The sequence below is a fragment of the Pseudomonas fluorescens genome (assembly GCF_001307155.1).
Taxonomy (GTDB): domain Bacteria; phylum Pseudomonadota; class Gammaproteobacteria; order Pseudomonadales; family Pseudomonadaceae; genus Aquipseudomonas; species Aquipseudomonas helvetica.
Genome location: NZ_CP012830.1, coordinates 4,571,850 through 4,588,176, shown reverse-complemented (window position 1 = coordinate 4,588,176; position 16,327 = coordinate 4,571,850). Strand labels below are relative to the sequence as shown.

Annotated in this window: 12 protein-coding genes, 1 tRNA gene and 8 pseudogenes; 6 read left to right on the top strand and 15 right to left on the bottom strand. The window is 55.8% G+C overall.

Annotated features, from left to right (window positions below):
- The first annotated feature begins 21 nt into the window (after positions 1 to 21).
- Together AO353_RS20990 and AO353_RS20985 are read left to right on the top strand one after the other, a co-directional pair.
- Positions 22 to 1,092, top strand: coding sequence for a sugar phosphate isomerase/epimerase family protein (locus AO353_RS20990; RefSeq protein WP_054596671.1), 1,071 nt, complete (start codon positions 22 to 24; stop codon positions 1,090 to 1,092).
- A 38-nt stretch (positions 1,093 to 1,130) separates the two neighbouring features.
- Entirely contained in the window at positions 1,131 to 2,396 is a 1,266-nt protein-coding gene (locus tag AO353_RS20985; RefSeq protein WP_054596670.1) for an MFS transporter, read from the top strand.
- Positions 2,397 to 2,608: 212 nt separating this feature from the next.
- Here AO353_RS20985 and AO353_RS20980 read toward each other — a convergent pair whose 3' ends face one another.
- Positions 2,609 to 2,836: a hypothetical protein gene (locus AO353_RS20980; RefSeq protein WP_054596669.1), complete on the bottom strand. Its 228-nt coding sequence runs from the start codon at positions 2,834 to 2,836 to the stop codon at positions 2,609 to 2,611.
- Positions 2,837 to 3,226: 390 nt separating this feature from the next.
- On the opposite strand from AO353_RS20980, the gene AO353_RS20975 reads away from it, so the two are divergent.
- Positions 3,227 to 3,838, top strand: a complete 612-nt coding sequence (locus tag AO353_RS20975) for a hypothetical protein (protein ID WP_054596668.1) — start codon at positions 3,227 to 3,229, stop codon at positions 3,836 to 3,838.
- Positions 3,839 to 4,213: 375 nt separating this feature from the next.
- Here AO353_RS20975 and AO353_RS20970 read toward each other — a convergent pair whose 3' ends face one another.
- Together AO353_RS20970 and AO353_RS32240 are read right to left on the bottom strand one after the other, a co-directional pair.
- Entirely contained in the window at positions 4,214 to 4,603 is a 390-nt protein-coding gene (locus AO353_RS20970; RefSeq protein WP_054596667.1) for a hypothetical protein, read from the bottom strand.
- 504 nt (positions 4,604 to 5,107) lie between these two features.
- A pseudogene (locus tag AO353_RS32240) lies at positions 5,108 to 5,287 on the bottom strand (IS5/IS1182 family transposase); the annotation flags it as partial.
- A 585-nt stretch (positions 5,288 to 5,872) separates the two neighbouring features.
- Here AO353_RS32240 and AO353_RS20960 point away from each other — a divergent pair.
- Entirely contained in the window at positions 5,873 to 6,136 is a 264-nt protein-coding gene (locus AO353_RS20960; protein ID WP_237142912.1) for a hypothetical protein, read from the top strand.
- Between the two features lie 564 nt (positions 6,137 to 6,700).
- Here AO353_RS20960 and AO353_RS31635 read toward each other — a convergent pair.
- The 4 pseudogenes from AO353_RS31635 to AO353_RS20940 form a co-directional block, all read right to left on the bottom strand.
- Positions 6,701 to 7,072 (bottom strand): annotated as a pseudogene (locus tag AO353_RS31635) (lysis protein); the annotation flags it as partial.
- Positions 7,069 to 7,517: pseudogene (locus tag AO353_RS20950) on the bottom strand (structural protein P5). The pseudogenes AO353_RS31635 and AO353_RS20950, both read right to left, overlap by 4 nt.
- Before the next feature lie 49 nt (positions 7,518 to 7,566).
- Positions 7,567 to 8,106, bottom strand: a pseudogene (locus AO353_RS20945) (phage late control D family protein); the annotation flags it as partial.
- Positions 8,107 to 8,500 (bottom strand): annotated as a pseudogene (locus AO353_RS20940) (cell wall hydrolase); the annotation flags it as partial.
- 166 nt (positions 8,501 to 8,666) lie between these two features.
- On the opposite strand from AO353_RS20940, the gene AO353_RS20935 reads away from it, so the two are divergent.
- The gene (locus AO353_RS20935; protein ID WP_081013777.1) at positions 8,667 to 9,791 is read left to right on the top strand and encodes an acyltransferase family protein; all 1,125 of its coding nucleotides are present in this window, start codon (positions 8,667 to 8,669) and stop codon (positions 9,789 to 9,791) included.
- Between the two features lie 217 nt (positions 9,792 to 10,008).
- Here AO353_RS20935 and AO353_RS31120 read toward each other — a convergent pair whose 3' ends face one another.
- The 4 genes and pseudogenes from AO353_RS31120 to AO353_RS20920 form a co-directional block, all read right to left on the bottom strand.
- The gene (locus AO353_RS31120) at positions 10,009 to 10,308 is read right to left on the bottom strand and encodes a hypothetical protein (RefSeq protein WP_146016085.1); all 300 of its coding nucleotides are present in this window, start codon (positions 10,306 to 10,308) and stop codon (positions 10,009 to 10,011) included.
- A gap of 246 nt (positions 10,309 to 10,554) precedes the next feature.
- A complete protein-coding gene (locus AO353_RS20930; protein WP_054596663.1) occupies positions 10,555 to 10,809 on the bottom strand; it encodes a hypothetical protein in 255 nt (84 codons plus the stop codon).
- 476 nt (positions 10,810 to 11,285) lie between these two features.
- Positions 11,286 to 11,597: pseudogene (locus tag AO353_RS20925) on the bottom strand (tail fiber domain-containing protein); the annotation flags it as partial.
- 27 nt (positions 11,598 to 11,624) lie between these two features.
- Positions 11,625 to 12,154: pseudogene (locus AO353_RS20920) on the bottom strand (hypothetical protein); the annotation flags it as partial.
- Here AO353_RS20920 and AO353_RS31630 point away from each other — a divergent pair.
- Positions 12,147 to 12,374: pseudogene (locus AO353_RS31630) on the top strand (site-specific integrase); the annotation flags it as partial. The pseudogenes AO353_RS20920 and AO353_RS31630 overlap by 8 nt on opposite strands.
- 741 nt (positions 12,375 to 13,115) lie before the next feature.
- On the opposite strand, the gene AO353_RS20915 reads toward AO353_RS31630, so the two are convergent.
- From AO353_RS20915 to pheT, 4 genes are all read right to left on the bottom strand, one after another.
- Positions 13,116 to 13,192, bottom strand: a tRNA-Pro gene (locus tag AO353_RS20915).
- 89 nt (positions 13,193 to 13,281) lie between these two features.
- Positions 13,282 to 13,638, bottom strand: a complete 357-nt coding sequence (locus AO353_RS20910) for a MerR family transcriptional regulator (RefSeq protein WP_003179985.1) — start codon at positions 13,636 to 13,638, stop codon at positions 13,282 to 13,284.
- Positions 13,619 to 13,921 carry an integration host factor subunit alpha gene (gene ihfA, locus AO353_RS20905; RefSeq protein ID WP_002553164.1) on the bottom strand — a complete coding sequence of 101 codons (303 nt, stop codon included), beginning with the start codon at positions 13,919 to 13,921 and terminating at the stop codon, positions 13,619 to 13,621. Before ihfA ends, AO353_RS20910 begins: the two co-directional genes overlap by 20 nt.
- A 3-nt stretch (positions 13,922 to 13,924) precedes the next feature.
- Entirely contained in the window at positions 13,925 to 16,303 is a 2,379-nt protein-coding gene (gene pheT / locus AO353_RS20900; protein ID WP_054596662.1) for a phenylalanine--tRNA ligase subunit beta, read from the bottom strand.
- Positions 16,304 to 16,327: the final 24 nt, after the last annotated feature.

Genomic DNA, 16,327 nt, shown 5'->3' with positions numbered 1-16,327 from the left:
TCTGAACCAGGAATGACTCGAATGAACAATAAGATCCAGGAACGATTCCATGCCTTGCTCAGCCATAAGGCTGTCGAGGCCGGGGCACCTCCCGCACTGACTGAAGCACTGGCCCGCCAGTTGCTCGACCGACTTGGGCAGGTGCGCCTGTTTGCCCATGCCTATCCCTTGCTGACCAACCTCACCCATGGCCGCGTCACGCCTGCCGACCTGCTGGACTTCGCCTATCGCCACGAGTTGCAGGGGCTGAGCCTGCACTTGCTCGACGGTGAGGAAAACAGCCTGAGTCAAATGACACCCGCGCAACTTCGAGCGTTTGCCGAGAAGGCTCATGCGCTCGGACTGGATGTGCACCTGGAAATCAGCAGCACCCTGAAAAAAGATGTCGATCAGGTTATCGGAATCGCCAAGGCCCTGGGGGTGCGCAACATCCGCGTTTACTCGCGCTACGAGGGAACGCTGTCACGGGTCATGGACGTGATCGAATCAGACCTGCATTACCTCGCGCAGCAAGCTGACGAGCACGATCTGTTCTTCGACTTCGAGCAGCATGAAGAACTCAAGAGTGCCGAAATCGCGCACCTGCTGAACCGCCTCAACCATCCTCGACTGCGTGCCTTGTTCGACTTCGGCAACATGATCAACGCCTGCGAACAGCCCCTGCCCGCGCTCCGTACCCTGGCGCCGCACATACGCCAGACCCACCTCAAGGGCGTGCGCATCGTCCCCGAGCAAAACGGCTTCGGCCATTACGGCGTGCTGCAGGGCTGTGACGAAGATGACCTGCCCAGCGCACGCATGTTGTTCGAATTGCTGATGCTCGGCGAATCAACCCCGCAAGTGATTGCATTCATCCTCGAACAGGAAAATCACTACGTCGCCCCGGCATTCCGCCAGACCTTCGAGGCCGCCGACCCGTTCATTGCCTATCGGGAAATGAGTGAAACGCCGCTGCCAATCGGCTACTCGCTGGAGCGAATGCTGGCCGACGAACACCGCTGGGCGAACAACCAGGTTGCCTATGTTCGAGGTCTGCTGGCCGAGTTCCGGACCCTGGCCGAACTGACCCTGGATAACCGCGCAAACGCCTGAACCTGACGTTACTACCCGATCACGCCTGGAGAACAATAATGACAACTCGTGACAAGGCCAAATGGCTCAGATTCCTGATTCTCATCCTCGGTGGCGGCACCATCTACAAGCTGGCGAACCTCAAGGACGCCTTCTATGTGCCGATGCAAACGTTCATGGGATTGACCCATACTGAAATCGGCTTGCTACTGAGCGCCAACGCCATTATCGCCACCGCGCTGTTTGTCGTCGGCGGCCTGCTGGCGGACCGGTACGACACACGCAAGCTGATTCCCATCGGCCTGCTCGGCACCGGCAGCCTGGGGCTCTACCTTGCGACCTTCCCGCCCTTCAGCAACCTGCTGATCGTGTTCAGCCTGTTGGCCGTCTGCGCCGATTGCATCTTTTGGCCTTCACTGCTCAAGGCCATCCGCAACCTGGGTGACGATCAGGAGCAGGGTCGGTTGTTCGGTCTTCTGGAAGGCGGGCGTGGGGTCATTGATACCCTGGTCGCCTTTTCTGCGCTGGGCGTCTTCGTCGCCATGGGTTCCGGTGAGTCCGGTCTGAAATCGGCGATCCTGTTTTACTCGGTCATCGACATTCTTGCCGGCACCCTGACCTGGTTCCTGCTCAAGGGCGGCACCGCGCAGTCGAGCGCCAAGCCGAAGAACGGTCTGTCGAACCTGCTCGAGGCCATCAAGGTCCCGGGTATCTGGCTGGTCAGCCTCAACGTGTTCATGGTCTACATCGTCTACTGCGGCCTGACCTATTTCATTCCCTACCTCAAGGACATGTACGAACTGCCCGTGGCACTGGTGGGCGCCTACGGCATCATCAATCAGTACTTTCTCAAGATCCTCGGCGGGCCTGCCGGAGGCTTCATTGCCGACAAACAGTTCAAGAGCACCAGCCGCTATCTGAAATGGGCGTTCCTGGCTTTGCTGCCGCTGATGGGCGTGATCATGCTTATCCCGAAAAGCCCGAGTTTCATCTACGCGGGCATGGCCGCCACCCTCTCCTTCGCGCTGATAGTTTTCTCCATGCGCGGTGTGTTCTGGGCGCCCATGGGTGAAATCGGCATTCCCCAGCACATCACCGGCTCAGCCTTCGGTATTGGTTGTCTGATCGGCTATGCGCCAGGCATGTTCGCCTACGTCATCTATGGTGCAATCCTCGACCATTTCCCCGGCCAGCAAGGCTACAACTATGTCTTCAGTTTGATGAGCGTATTGGCCATTCTTGGGTTCATGGTGTCCAGCCTGCTGTATCAGGCTGTCCGCAATAACGCCACGACCACCGGCGAAGTCAGCGCAGCGCGAACCTGAACATCGGCGCGGTTAGCGGAAACCGGGCCGTAGTGCCTCGTCCTGAAACAGGTGCTGCATGGGCAGCGGATCGCCCCTGCAGCAACCTCGTTATCCACGTGAGTATTCACGTCGCGGCCGGAAGCTATCCGGACGGTCACGCTGACGCCACGCGGTCTACCGACCACGATGATCGATCAACTCAAACGAGCTTCTGCCCGATCCACACCCGCTTATTTCGCCGAGGGTAGAGACAGATGCGCAATGGCAGTTTGAGCCATTTCAATCTCGGCGATGGCGTCTTCAGCATGGTCGGGCTTGACCCAATTAAACTCGGGGTCACTAATGATTGCGCGAATTGACTTCCTGCACAGCTCGTCGGCTGCCACGCCTTGTCGCCCAGCGACTGCCATTACCGTTTTAAGCGCTATCTCAAGCGCTACCACTCGATCTTCGCTCATGACACGCAACCCTCTCTGTAGAGCATTAAGCGTAGATCAATCCCAAGGTCAATGAATCATGCTCCCTGGGGCCGAAAACGAGAAAAGCCCTGCACGCGTAAACCTGCAGGGCTTTTTGGTCATGCTGATCTCACATTAAGCCGGAAAGGACTTCACTGGCCGCATGTCCTCTCGCCTGAAAGTACGCTCAAGCGTTCAACCCTCACCGGATCAACAAGCATATACAATGCGCAAGAGCACATTACAAACTGGTGCCCAAAACACAAAAAGGAAGATGTGTGTTATTCCGAATCTGAACGCCACACGTTCAGTGATAGTGCTGATGCCTGGCACCCTCTCTCATTCATGCACATCTCTGACACGTTCTCGTCCCCCAGCATGAGTAAGACAATGCTTCGCTCCAACACCCGATGGTTATGGCTTTACTTCCCGATGAGCTGGATTGCCGTAGGGGGTGTGCTTCTGCACATCATTTTCTACGACTGGACCCTTCTGACGCCCAAGGATGTCGGCGGTACCCTGTTCGGCGGTGCCATGTCCACCCAACTGTTTCTCAGCGGCTGGGCCGTTGCCACCCTCGGCCTGATAGTGGCCATCCTGCTACGGCTGCCGGGGTCGATCCTCGCCTGGATCACCGCCGGGCTTGTGCCGCTGTGCATCGGTGGCTGGTGGCAATTGAACTACCCGGACGATGCCAACGGCAATCTGCTTTACAGCCCCGTACAGGCCGATATCACGATTGCCATGCTGATCGGTGCAGCGATCCTGGCCAGCGGTTTGTATGCCCGTTCCAGGGCAAAAACGGCGTCCAGAAACGCGTCACTCTCCGGGCTGAAAATATTCGGGAAAACCGTGGCTGCAGCAGCGTTGAGCGCATTTTTTATAGCCGTGCCACTGGCCTTCCTCAAGCAGCAGGCATTGCCCTATTGCGCCTTCAGCAAGGAAGGTCAGCAGTTGTCGGTCTGTTTGAGCGAGGAGGATGTACATACGATTGTGGAATAAGCACGCTGATGCCTACTGGCTAGACGTTTACGTGACCAGAGTAAAACATGCCCCCGAGCTCCATGTTCAACGCCCGGCGTCAATCAGTAGATCGGATGGCATGTATCTGATGGCTTTCGCAATGCGCAAACAATATGGCGAACGTGACACAGCTCGATCAGTCGCTTCATGGCGAAGAAACTTACGTCTGCGGCGATACGGGGGACACCGAAGTGGGTAAGCGCCCGTAGCGTGGACCAATCCCCCTGAAACAGTACGACTAGAGGAAAGATCCATGAGTTAAGGACAGGAAAGATCTGTTTTTCGACCAACTCATGATTTTTTGAACCTCAAGTAGCGAGGGCATGAAAAATCGGTAGGTACTTCAGTCCTTCCTTAGAGCGCACTAAACAACGCAAATACACCCACCACGGCCCACAGCACTGACACATACTGCATGGGCACATAAAACAACGTGTGTTTCTTGCGAAAGATCACTTCGCCACCCGTGTTTTTATCTATGTAGGTTTTGCCCGGCTGGTTATTCAGTTTGTGGCCAATATAGGCGTTGACGGCCGCACCAACCAATAGACCGACTCCCAGCCCGAGCCCATTGAAGAGCCCAGCGAAAGGCACCATGCAGAGCAGCGGGATAAGAATCGAAAGAACACCCCAGCCTTGCCAAATAATAAAAAACATAACACGTCCCTGGTTAATTTTTGAGGCGCGCAATCTAACAAAAAAGTGGCGCCGCGGCAATAACTTGAAATCAATTACCAGCAACATGATGAGTCATGCGAACAAAGGCTCTGATTAACGAATAAAACGTGTCATTCGACAATCGCCCCCCATCAACCGGGCCTCGTTTATTTCACTGTCAACGTCTATTTCGACGGATGTATTTTTACCGAACGCCTTGTCAGGGCATAAGCCTGATGGCTCAGTAGTTGACGCAGAGTGAATTAGCCCTCGGGTACACAGTGTCGTCAAGCCTGATCACGCCGTCACGAACCAATGAAAGAGCCGCAGCAGCCAGGGAGGGTCTGAAGTAGTCATGTATTTCTGGCTGACTCCAGCCTCTGCCGATCTTGAACGCGGCGAATCAATCAAAGACGATCAGGTCACTCGCTCATTTCTGTGTTTTTAGCCACTGCGAGCACCTCGCGGCAACCATTCCCCACATTACAGGCGCACCTCTCTCGCACTCGTCAGTAAATATCTACGCGCCATCCACAAGTTCGACAGCGCAAACGGTGTCACCCGTTGCGCCGTGTTCTTCGTCAGACCACGGTCGCGCTTACTGTCCTTGTTCTTGGTCGAGCTTGACGCATTGATCAGCGTGGCATCCATGGTGGTGCCTTGGTGCAGCGACAGACCTAGGTTGCTCTGGTAGCCATTGATCACGGCGAGGATTCCGGCGGCTAGTTCGTGCTTCTCCAGCATACGACGGAAGTTGAGGATAGTGGTTTGGCCCGTAAGAGACGAGCACCTTAGATACAGCGCCAAGAAGGGGCGACAACGTCGCCCTGAAGAACGTGCTAGAGAGCGCCAAAGCTGGCTTCAGTTCAACATGGAAGCGGTGAGAATCCCACCGAAAGCCAGCCGATTTGTGGGAGTAAATCGATCTGAAATAAAAAGGGGTTGCGAGATGAAAAATCTCGCAACCCATTGAATAACATGGTAAGGAAGGACTGATTCGAACGCTCGACCACTAGCACCCCATGCTGGGGGTATAAAACACCTAACCTATTGTTTTTAAAAGGATACATGCCTTATTCAGTCGGACAAAATATCCTGCTTTTGTGCTTATGCAAACGAGAAACCGTGGCTTCCAGCGGTGGTTTTGCGCACAACTCTTCTCCGGCGTCCTGCCGACCGTACCCCCCAAATCCTACAGCTCGTCGCCCCACCCTCGCCCGACCATCACGTCTCTATTACTGTACATTCAAACAGTAAACGCTAAAGGCGCCTACCATGGATCCCCTCGACATCGAAGACACCAGCGACTAGCTTGGATGCCCAACCGAACTGGAAACCGTCACCCACTAAAACCGCATGCTGGAAAATGAAGTCCAGGAGCTGACCCTGCAACTGCGCACCGCCCGCGAGGACATCTTCGGACTGATTCAGATGCATGCCGATGCCTTGGCGCAGCGTGACGAAGCTATGAGCAATCTCAGGAGAAGGGCCGGAGAACTGGCAAGAGTTCGCAAAGAACTGTATGACCTTGCCATAACGACCAGAGGCAGCAAACGCGAAGCTGACCGGCTTCGCCGGATGTTGGAGGTTCTAACTCCTCATTCAAAAACGATCATCTGAGCTCAGTTTGGCTGACTTCCGCTATTACCTTAACTTCGACATCCAATAGAACACCAACACTACGACCGCGACCCAAGCAAGGGTTATCAAAAACGAAAGGCCGGTAAGTTGCTTATCCATGCGCACCACGTCAACAGTTGAACCAGAATGATGGTTCACGACTGACCACCCCGCAAAAATGGCTACCAGCCATCAGGGGCGCCGAACTCATTCTAAATGCGCTGGCGCGATCACTCCGAGTTATTACCGGTCGCAAGCTTATTTCCATCTTTAGCCAAGGAGTTATCCTTAAGCTTGTTAGCCATCCAATGAGAAATCATCAAGCCCCGGAACTCCTTGAGGCGCCAGCGGGGGCAGGCCGAGTGGTGTGTATCCACTTAAACTCTCTAGAGTTCCCATGTCCAACTGCGCGGCCGCCCTTGCGAGATCTTCTGTATCCGCTTCAGTGACGACGTTATGTTTAGACATAACCATTTGGTTGACCGTCGCGACGAGCGCCCTATTATTACCAACCACAAGAGAGGTGCAGTTCCTCAAATCCCCAAACACACCTCCCTGACTGACCACGCCGCCGGCGCTGGGAGTGGCAGGCACTGCGCAACCACTGGCTGAATTCGTTACGTCGATAAGGACTGACAGCCGTAGATCGGAAGTAGCAAGGCGATCGCGCAGGCGAGCCTGGTCTTTTTGAGCATGGGTCAAAGCCTCGTAATGGGTTTGGTCGCTGGCCGCCAGGCGCTTATCTTGCTCGGTACGCTGCTGGGTAGCGGCCGCCCGGGTCAGCTCGTTCAGCGCCTCGCCGTGAAGTTTCGACTGCTCGGCCAACTGCCGGCCGTAGCGCCAGTCCTGAAGCTGCCAGGCCAACGCCGCTGCACCGCCAGCCACAATGACCAGCGCTGCAACGACACCGGCCAGCTTCCACGCCGCGGTATTCAGAGCAGAGCCCTGCGCAGCCCTTCCTCGAACACGGCATCCGGGTAGGGATTCCTGCCGTTTTCGTGAACGATGATCCCAAGCGTCACCGCGCGCAGGGCCGCCGGGTTCTTGATATTGATCACGTCGTTCGGCTGCACGCCCAGGCCTTAGCGATTGCGACGATGTAGGCCTCGGTGTTGTTCTCGTTCCCGGGCGCCCAGCGGGTGACAAACTCGCAAGGGGTGTCGATACCTTTGCCGCCGACACCGGGCATACCGTCTTTGCCGCGGTAGCTGATCAGCAGCTTGCCCAGGGCGCGGATGCCATTCTCGGCGGTGTCGAAGCGGGCGAATCGCTTCTCGATAGCCGGGTCTGGCTTCAGTTGCCCCTGCCATTGGTTGGCCGGGTTGTAGCCAATGTTTCCGTGGTTGCGGTTGCGCACTCCGCGCGTTTCGGTGGTGATCATGCCTTTCTCCAGGCATTAAAAAACCGCATTCAAGCGGCGATGGGATGTGTTACAGCTTCTCGACGCTCAAAACCTTGAGCGGCTTCGTTTCTTTCTTTTTCTTTCCTTTGGATTTGCCTTGCTTGCCAGCATTTCACCCGTCGGTGGTCGACCAGCCGGCTTGGGTGTAAACCCGCTCGACCGAATCCGCCAGGCATTCGCCATCAAGGCCGACCTTGAACCCCTGGGCATTAATGGGCCGCTCGGCAAAGAGGTCCGTCCGGCCGGGCACCTCCAGACGAACGTCAGCGGTCGAACGGTTGAACGCCGCTAAACGCGCCTTAGCGGCCGACTCGGCGGCGGTCTTGTTCGGGTAGATATGCCGGTCGGTATGCACCGCCGGCAAGCCAGCCGGGGCGTCGTCGTTGTTCACTGTGATGACCGCCAGCTTGCCGTCCTTCTTGTTCTGGTGTTTGGTCGCCACGACGTTGTGCGAATTTCGGTCGCCAAGACTGAACTGCCAGCGACTGAGGTCGCTACGCGTCAGGGTGATCGCGCCGAACGCCCTGCCACTGGCGGTCTCGCCGCCTTGACGCGGCATCACCAACAACCCGATCTTCAGCGTCTGCTTGACGCGCGCGGCCCAGACCGGAGCCTTCGGTATGGTGGTCGCGTAGTAGTGCGTGGCCCCACCGGTGGGATCAGCCGCAGTGCCGGCGATCACCTGCTCAGCGGCCTTCTACGCCTGGGCGAATTGCCCGGCTGGGACCGGCTTCGCGCCTCTGAGGTAGGCGAAGTTCGGATCGTTCTTGTTCCAACAACTGAACTGGTACGGCTTCAGGCACACAGGCGTAGCCCTCGCCCCACCAAGATTTATCCTTACCGTCGTTCACGCGGTTGCGGATGGTCCAGGCCACGGCGATCTGGCCGCTCAGCGACTCGCCGCGCGCCTCACCCCACAATGTACGGGCAAGGATTTCACGGTCTTTATCAGTAGCGCTCATAATTTTCTCCGGACGTAAAAAAGCTCGCGGCTTGGCGGCTGTTCGAAAGGATGCGCAGCACGTGCGCTTCGGGGGTGAGCATTCAATTCTCCTGAAAAGCTCCAGAGTTGTTAGACTGGCCGGCTATGAATTGAGTCAATGCATATACGAAGCTTGGATTTGTTGAATGAACGGAAAAATGAACGACACGCTAAATAAAGGGTTCATCTCAGAGTTCGAAGGTCTTCGCGGAATCCTAGCGGTATGGGTTGTTATTGGGCATATGCTGTCGGGGCTTTCAGTGAGTCATAACTTACCAAGCCCCAACCTTTGGAATACTGTACCGGTACAGGTTTTTATAATATTAAGCGGATTTGTCATATTTAGTCTGCTTGACAGAGAACATCAACGCTATCGAACATTTCTAACACATAGAGTTTTCAGGCTGTTTCCGGCGTATTTGCTAGCACTAGCAATCTCCACACTTATGCTGCCATTTACTCGCGAAGTGCTAACAGTCTCTCCAGCAGCGCCAATGACAGCCGCCAGAATTTCGCTTATCGATGCTGCGATATATAACTTAAACGAACACTTGGCAGCACACTTACTTCTTATCCAAGGACTCATCCCAGATAGCGTACTGACAAACTCGGCCTATACCCTAGTGGGACAGGCATGGAGCGTGTCGGTAGAGTGGCAGTTCTACATACTGGCACCTGTCGCCTACTTCCTCGCCAGGCCCAGGCATAGACTGTATAAACTCCCTGTGCTAGCCGCCCTTATCGTGCTATTGATTTTATTCAACAGCAAATTAGGTGGCGGCTATATCGGCCAGCACCTTTCCCTTTTCGGAATCGGGATTGCAACATTTTACTCTAGCAAGTACAGATCAAAAGCAAAATTATCACCAATCTTACCCGCAATATGCGCACTTCCATTCATGTGGACGGACGCAGCAGCTCTATCAATATGGATTATCGTCTCATATTGTTCCCTAGCACACCGCACTAATATCGCCCAAGAGTTTATCTCCAGCGCCCTTAGAAGCAGCCCAATTTCATACTTAGGAAAAATCTCATACTCCATATATATAAATCATATGATATTTATATACACAACCCTATTCACCATCAACAAATTAAACCTTGGTATCACTGAAACCATTTGCTACGCACTTGCAGTCTCTACCGCCTTGACCATTATATTTTCGCATGCAACTTACTCATACATTGAGAAGCCCATGATCCGCGTTGGAAAAGCCTTAACTACCAAAAAGCTGTACCACTCTGCCACGCCGCAAGAAAACGGCTAGAAGATTGCGGCGATAGGGCTTTTGGACTTTCTGGTCAGCGCGGCGGTTGCCATGCTTGCTGTGCGGGGCCCGCAATCAGCCTAAATACCCCCCATTCGAGATGGACATTTAATAGGTAGCTCTCTATCCACTTTCGGTGGGCAATGACGTGATGATGCTCGGCAATATCAATATTCGTGCCAAGTAGAGCGCAAGTGTCTCAAACCAGCACCTACCTCTACCTCGACTGCTCTTGAATCAGTCCTTCCAACCGTCGCAGGGTGGCTAGATCGAATACTCCAAAAGCCCAGCAGCTTCTTACATAGCCAATCGATTTGTCCTGCCAGGTTGGGTCTGAACTCATTGCCAGGGTCCGCAGCCAGCTGACTAGACGCACAGCATTTTCAGGAGCGTTTCTCATGGAGCTTTCGATCAACGCAAATAAACCATCGAGGGGGACACTTTTATCTGATCCTGCAACAGGATCGATACCATGAAGGGGGGAAACTGTAATGTTGATATTTGAGGTCTTTGGCATATAGAAGTCCCTTTCTGACAACTCCAAGGTAATGTAATAGGCTCGTCCGGCAGACATCGTACATAAGTCCCACATGCAATAGCCAGTTAATATCACAACATATGCCCGCTCAGCACAGGGCTTAGGAGCTATGAAAGGCCGTTGTCAACGGCCTAGAGCTGCATTATCTCGGGGGTTAAGAACCTCTACAGGAGGTAGATCCGGAACCAAGATGTGTAAGGTGATCATGTGCTTGAGGTCATAGGGCTAACCGTCCCTGGTGACAGTCGCGGTCAGCACCTTGTCGGCGTAATCGATCTCAACATCTGCCCGGCCATCCACCTGGCTCACGGTGTAGCCCCACCCCTCATCAAGCGGCGGAAAGGGAACCATACCTAGGCAGCCGGTAATGCAATAAACACCGCTCGACCTTCGGTATGAGTCGACGTCTATGGTGCCTTGAGAGACTAAGTCATACATCTCACCCGTCGCGCCCAGCACATTAATCGCTGCTCTTGCCATGCTCAGATCGCCTTCAATGTGCCGTCAGCAGCACGAGTGGTATTGCCAGTGTGGTAGAGATAGCGCCAGACAGTTGAACCGGTTGAGTTCACGGTGCCTGGCGTCATCTTCTCCAGCTTTACCCCAACCCTGGGCTCTGTTCCGTTCTCGCCACCACCGCCTATGGCGATGATTCCGATCACAGCATTGACGCCGTCGTCGTAGCGGTTGGTGAAGTGCTGATTGATCGCCCCGTCAAAGGCGACGTACTGAGTGCCAGAGGCGTAATACTGCGAGCTGAACCCGGGAACCGTGCCCGTGCTACTGATTGCCGGGGTGTTCAGCCCCAGCAGCCCCCCCCGACCCCACCAGCATCAACTGCCCTGGGGCTGTCCCTGCATTCCGCGTTGCGGCGGTACCAAGGCCCAGCCCGGTTCGGGCGGATGCCTGGTCAGTTCCGGCGGTTCCCCCTTACTGACCGGCAGGATGTCGTAGTTGCCCGTAGTGCCCAGAGACGCCAGCTTGGCACCATACTGATTGACGATGCTGCGCAAAGCATCAGCAGAGTCTTTGACGTAACCCTGAAGCGGAGCCAGCGCATAGCCGCCGGCATTGTTCGTTGTGCCTTTGTAAGGCGGATCAATCGACATCGCCGTATCACTGGCAATGTTGGTCACTTCGTACCAGCCACCATCGGGGCCGCGAAAGCCATCACCGACCCGGCTATTGGCAATGAACGCGGAGTTAGTACCAATCACGGCGTTGGAATTTTGGACGACCGAAACCGTCCCGGCCTTGTACCAGGGCATAAGCGATATCCTTGCAGAGTGTTGAGGCTACGCGTTCATCTTTGCGAACACGGCCGGGAGAAAGAACGCAATCGGGTTTGATGCGGCAATTGTGATGGCGTACAGCGTGTTGTTGGGGAAGTCCCACCAGCAATAGAGGTTCCGAGGGATACCACTACCCGAGGTCATGTTCATGCCGAAGTTGTTGAGCAGCAGATACTCGTTTTGCGGGAAGTTGAACGGAACCGTGTAATAGATCCTTGTCAGACCTTGCGGGTCTTTGTCATCCCTGACATAGCTCCAGTTTTGAAACGCCCTGGTGAACGTGGCGCAGGATGTTCCGGAGTCGAATAGTAGATTGCCCGCCCCACCCCATAAGCGCATACCGTACTGCACAACCGGCTGCGCCCCAAACGCCGCAACGAAATACCGGCCATTCGGCTGGGCTGTGTTGACGTTGTAGGCGCGGACATAGAACCCCGTCCAGTTACCCGCTGAGCCAATCAGCCTCATCATGCAAAGCCGGCCACGCCATTGACCGTATCGGGACGGACGAAGACCAGCGGAGGCTTTAAGGACCAGGCCTCAATCCACATTTCAGCGACGTACATCGCTCAGCTGGCCCCCTTCATTAGGGACATACCGATCACCCATATAGATGACGAAGCCTTAGCCCCGAACATCAAGTCGAAGCTGAAACCCACGGATGGGAAAAAACCGGTGACGAACCGGACGGTGAACATCGCGCTGCAACGGGTCATTCGGGTGTTGAACCTGTGCGCCAGGAAGTGGCGGGATGTGTGAGTTAGCAGCGGATTTGGCACCGACCAGGACCTTGCAAGAGATTCCGAGCTGACCGCTAGAAGCCGCGGCCGACGGATCTTTCGAGGGTTCAGCGGCACTCAATCGGTGCCAACTACCTGCAAAATGGTTTGCCACCAAAACAGCAAGAAGTCGGGTGAATTTGCGGTCTGTTTGGCACTGTGGTTTGGGCCCAAAAACGTCGAATTTGGAGGTATCAGTCAGGCTCTCAGACGCGATGGTTTGATTCCAAATCGGCCCCTGGGCCTTGGGATCAAAGGGTCTTCAGGAGGCCCACAGGCCCTCAGAAATCAATTCGAATTGATGCGCCCTCCCCGCGCTCTGTTCCGTTTCCCTAGCGCACAATCGGAAGTCCGGCCTAAAGGTGCTTTCGCTGCTTCCGTTTGTCTTCAAAGGCACGGCCGGCGTGACGTACAGCCGGTTTCGCTGATTTGGGATGGTGACCTTTAAGAACGAAGAATCGGAACTGAGCTTCCAGGGTTTAGCGCCGCGGAACGGGTAAGAAAAAATGCCCTAATCGCCCGGAAACAGGGCGTTTGGCAAGACAATCTGACATGCGAAAAAGCGGAGAAAGGAAGAGAAATATCAGACAGGGTTGGTGCCAAAGGCAGCGCGAAAAAGGGCCAAAAGCGGCGTGAACTCACAACGAGTCACGCAAAAGTCACGCAAATGAAAAAGGCCAATGCTGTGAACATTGGCCCAAGTCATTGAAAAATATGGTCGGGACGGAGTGATTCGAACACTCGACCCCTAGCACCCCATGCTAGTGCGCTACCGGACTGCGCTACGCCCCGACTAGGCGTGAAACCTGTTCCTCATCTCGAGGAACGCTCAAGAATATATCGCAAGCTTTTGAAAACTGGAAGTATTTAAAAGCAGGAATTTATTTCTTGAGTACCACCAGAACATCTTCGAGCTCGGCGATCATCTGGCGGATCATTTGCTTGTATTGGGTTGTGTCGTCTTTGGCTTCATCGCCGGAAAGGCGCAGGCGCGCTCCGCCGATGGTGAACCCCTGGTCATAGAGTAACGCGCGGATCTGCCGGATCATCAGCACATCCTGGCGCTGATAGTACCGGCGATTTCCGCGGCGCTTGACGGGGTTGAGTTGAGGAAACTCCTGCTCCCAGTAGCGCAGCACGTGCGGTTTTACCGCACAAAGCTCGCTGACTTCACCAATGGTGAAGTAGCGTTTGCCTGGGATGACGGGAAGCTCGTCGTTATGACTTGGTTCCAGCATAAGCCTCAACTCGGGCCTTCAACTTCTGCCCTGGACGAAAGGTGACCACACGGCGAGCCGTGATCGGGATTTCTTCTCCCGTTTTCGGATTGCGGCCAGGCCGCTGGCGTTTGTCACGAAGGTCGAAGTTGCCGAAACCGGACAACTTCACCTGTTCGTTGTCTTCAAGAGCGTGCCTGATTTCTTCAAAGAACAGTTCGACCAATTCCTTGGCCTCCCGCTTGTTCAGGCCCAGCTCTTCATACAGACGTTCCGCCATCTCAGCTTTCGTCAAAGCCCCCATACGTCACTTCCTTAACGTGGCGTTCAACCTTTGTTCGAGCGAGGTGAGGATGTTTTGCGTCGTGGTATTCACCTCATCGTCATTAAGAGTGCGCGATGGATGCTGCCAGGTCAAGCCAACTGCAAGGCTTTTTCTATGCGGATCAATACCTTTACCCTGATACACGTCAAATAGCCTGAGGTCCGTCAGCCATTCGCCTGCATTTTCACGGATTACGTCCAGTACAGCACTGGCTGCAACGTCTTTGTCCGCCAGCAGCGCAAGGTCTCGACGCACTTCAGGAAAGCGCGACAACTCGCTGAATTTAGGCATTTTGCCCAACGCCACTTCGGCCAGCACCAGCTCGAAAACAAAGACCGGACGGTCGAGACCGAGGGTTTTCGACAATTCAGGGTGGATAGCGCCGATGTAACCGACTACGCGACCTTCACGCTCGATGCGCGCGGTTTGACCCGGGTGCAACGCAGGGTGACTACCTGGTACGAATGTGAACGAATCCAGCGCACCAGCAAAGCCCAGCACTGCTTCCACGTCAGCTTTGACGTCGAAGAAGTCCACGGTATCGCGACCCTGTGCCCAGCCTTCCGGCAGACGGCCGCCGCAGACCACACCGGCCAGCATTGGCTCTTGCTTCAGGCCTTCCAGCTGACCGACGAAGCGCAGACCGCTTTCGAACAGACGGACGCGGTCCTGTTGACGGTTCAGGTTGTGCTGAAGCGCCTTGACCAGACCCGGCCATAGGGACGAACGCATGGCGGCCATGTCGTTGGAGATCGGGTTGGCCAGCAACAGAGGCTCGACGCCTGGGTTGAACAGTTCGAACTGCTTCGGATCGATGAAGCTGTAGGTGATCGCTTCCTGATAACCACGAGCCACCAGCAGGCGGCGCAGCTCAGGCAGATCGCTACGCGCTTCAGCCCTGGCTTGCGGTGCCAGGCGGGCTTGCGGGTAACGAACCGGCAGACGGTTGTAACCGTACAGACGGGCCAGCTCTTCGATCAGGTCGACTTCCAGGCTGATATCGAAGCGATGGCTTGGCACTTCTACGTGCCACTGCCCTGCCCCGTCCGCGGAAATCTTCAGGCCCAAAGCGCTGAGCAAACGCTCGACTTCGGCTGAGTCCATTTCCATACCCAGCATCTGGGTGATGCGCTGGGCACGCAGGGTGACCGGAGCAATCGACGGCAGGTGCTGCTCGCTGACGGTTTCGATGATCGGGCCAGCTTCGCCGCCGGTGATTTCCAGCAGCAGGCCAGTGGCGCGCTCCATGGCTTCACGGGCCAGCTGCCAGTCCACGCCACGCTCGTAGCGGTGCGAGGCGTCGGTGTGCAGGCCGTAGGAACGAGCCTTGCCAGCAACGGCGATCTGATCGAAGAACGCGCTTTCAAGGAAGACATCGCGAGTGGTCGCGGAAACACCGCTGTGCTCGCCACCCATCACGCCAGCAATCGCCAGGGCGCGGGAGTGGTCGGCAATCACCAGCGTATCGCTACGCAGGCTGACTTCCTGACCGTCGAGCAGCACCAGCTTCTCGCCCTCTTCGGCCATACGCACGCGGATGCCGCCATTGATTTCGGCGAGATCGAAAGCGTGCAGCGGTTGACCCAGTTCCAGCATCACGTAGTTGGTGATGTCGACGGCAGCATCGATGCTGCGCACGTCAGCGCGACGCAGACGCTCGACCATCCACAGCGGCGTAGGCCTGGACAGGTCGACGTTACGGATCACGCGACCCAGGTAACGCGGGCAAGCGGCGGGCGCCAGAACCTCAACCGAACGCACTTCATCGTGCGCGGCTGGAACACTGGCAACGACCGGGCGCGTGACTTCGGCAGCATAGAGCGCACCGACTTCACGGGCCAGACCGGCCAGGCACAGGCAGTCGCCGCGGTTCGGGGTCAGATCGACCTCGATGCTGGCGTCGTCCAGGCTCAGGTATTCACGAATGTCCTGACCGACCGGCGCATCGGCCGGCAATTCCATCAGGCCGTCGTTGCCTTCACCGATCTGCAATTCGGCTTGCGAGCACAGCATGCCGTTGGACTCAACGCCACGCAGCTTGGCTTTCTTGATTTTGAAGTCGCCTGGCAGTTCGGCACCGATCATGGCGAACGGGATCTTCAGGCCCGGGCGCACGTTTGGCGCGCCGCAAACTACCTGGAAGGTCTCCGTGCCATTGCTGACCTGGCAAACACGCAGCTTGTCGGCGTCCGGGTGCTGCTCGGTGCTCAGCACCTCGCCCACCACCACGCCACTGAATTCACCGGCGGCCGGCGTAACGCTATCGACCTCAAGACCGGCCATCGACAGACGAGCAACCAGCTCGTCGCGACTTACCTGCGGGCTTACCCAGCCGCGCAGCCATTGTTCACTGAATTTCATCCTGCTCTCCTAAGAATTCGTTAC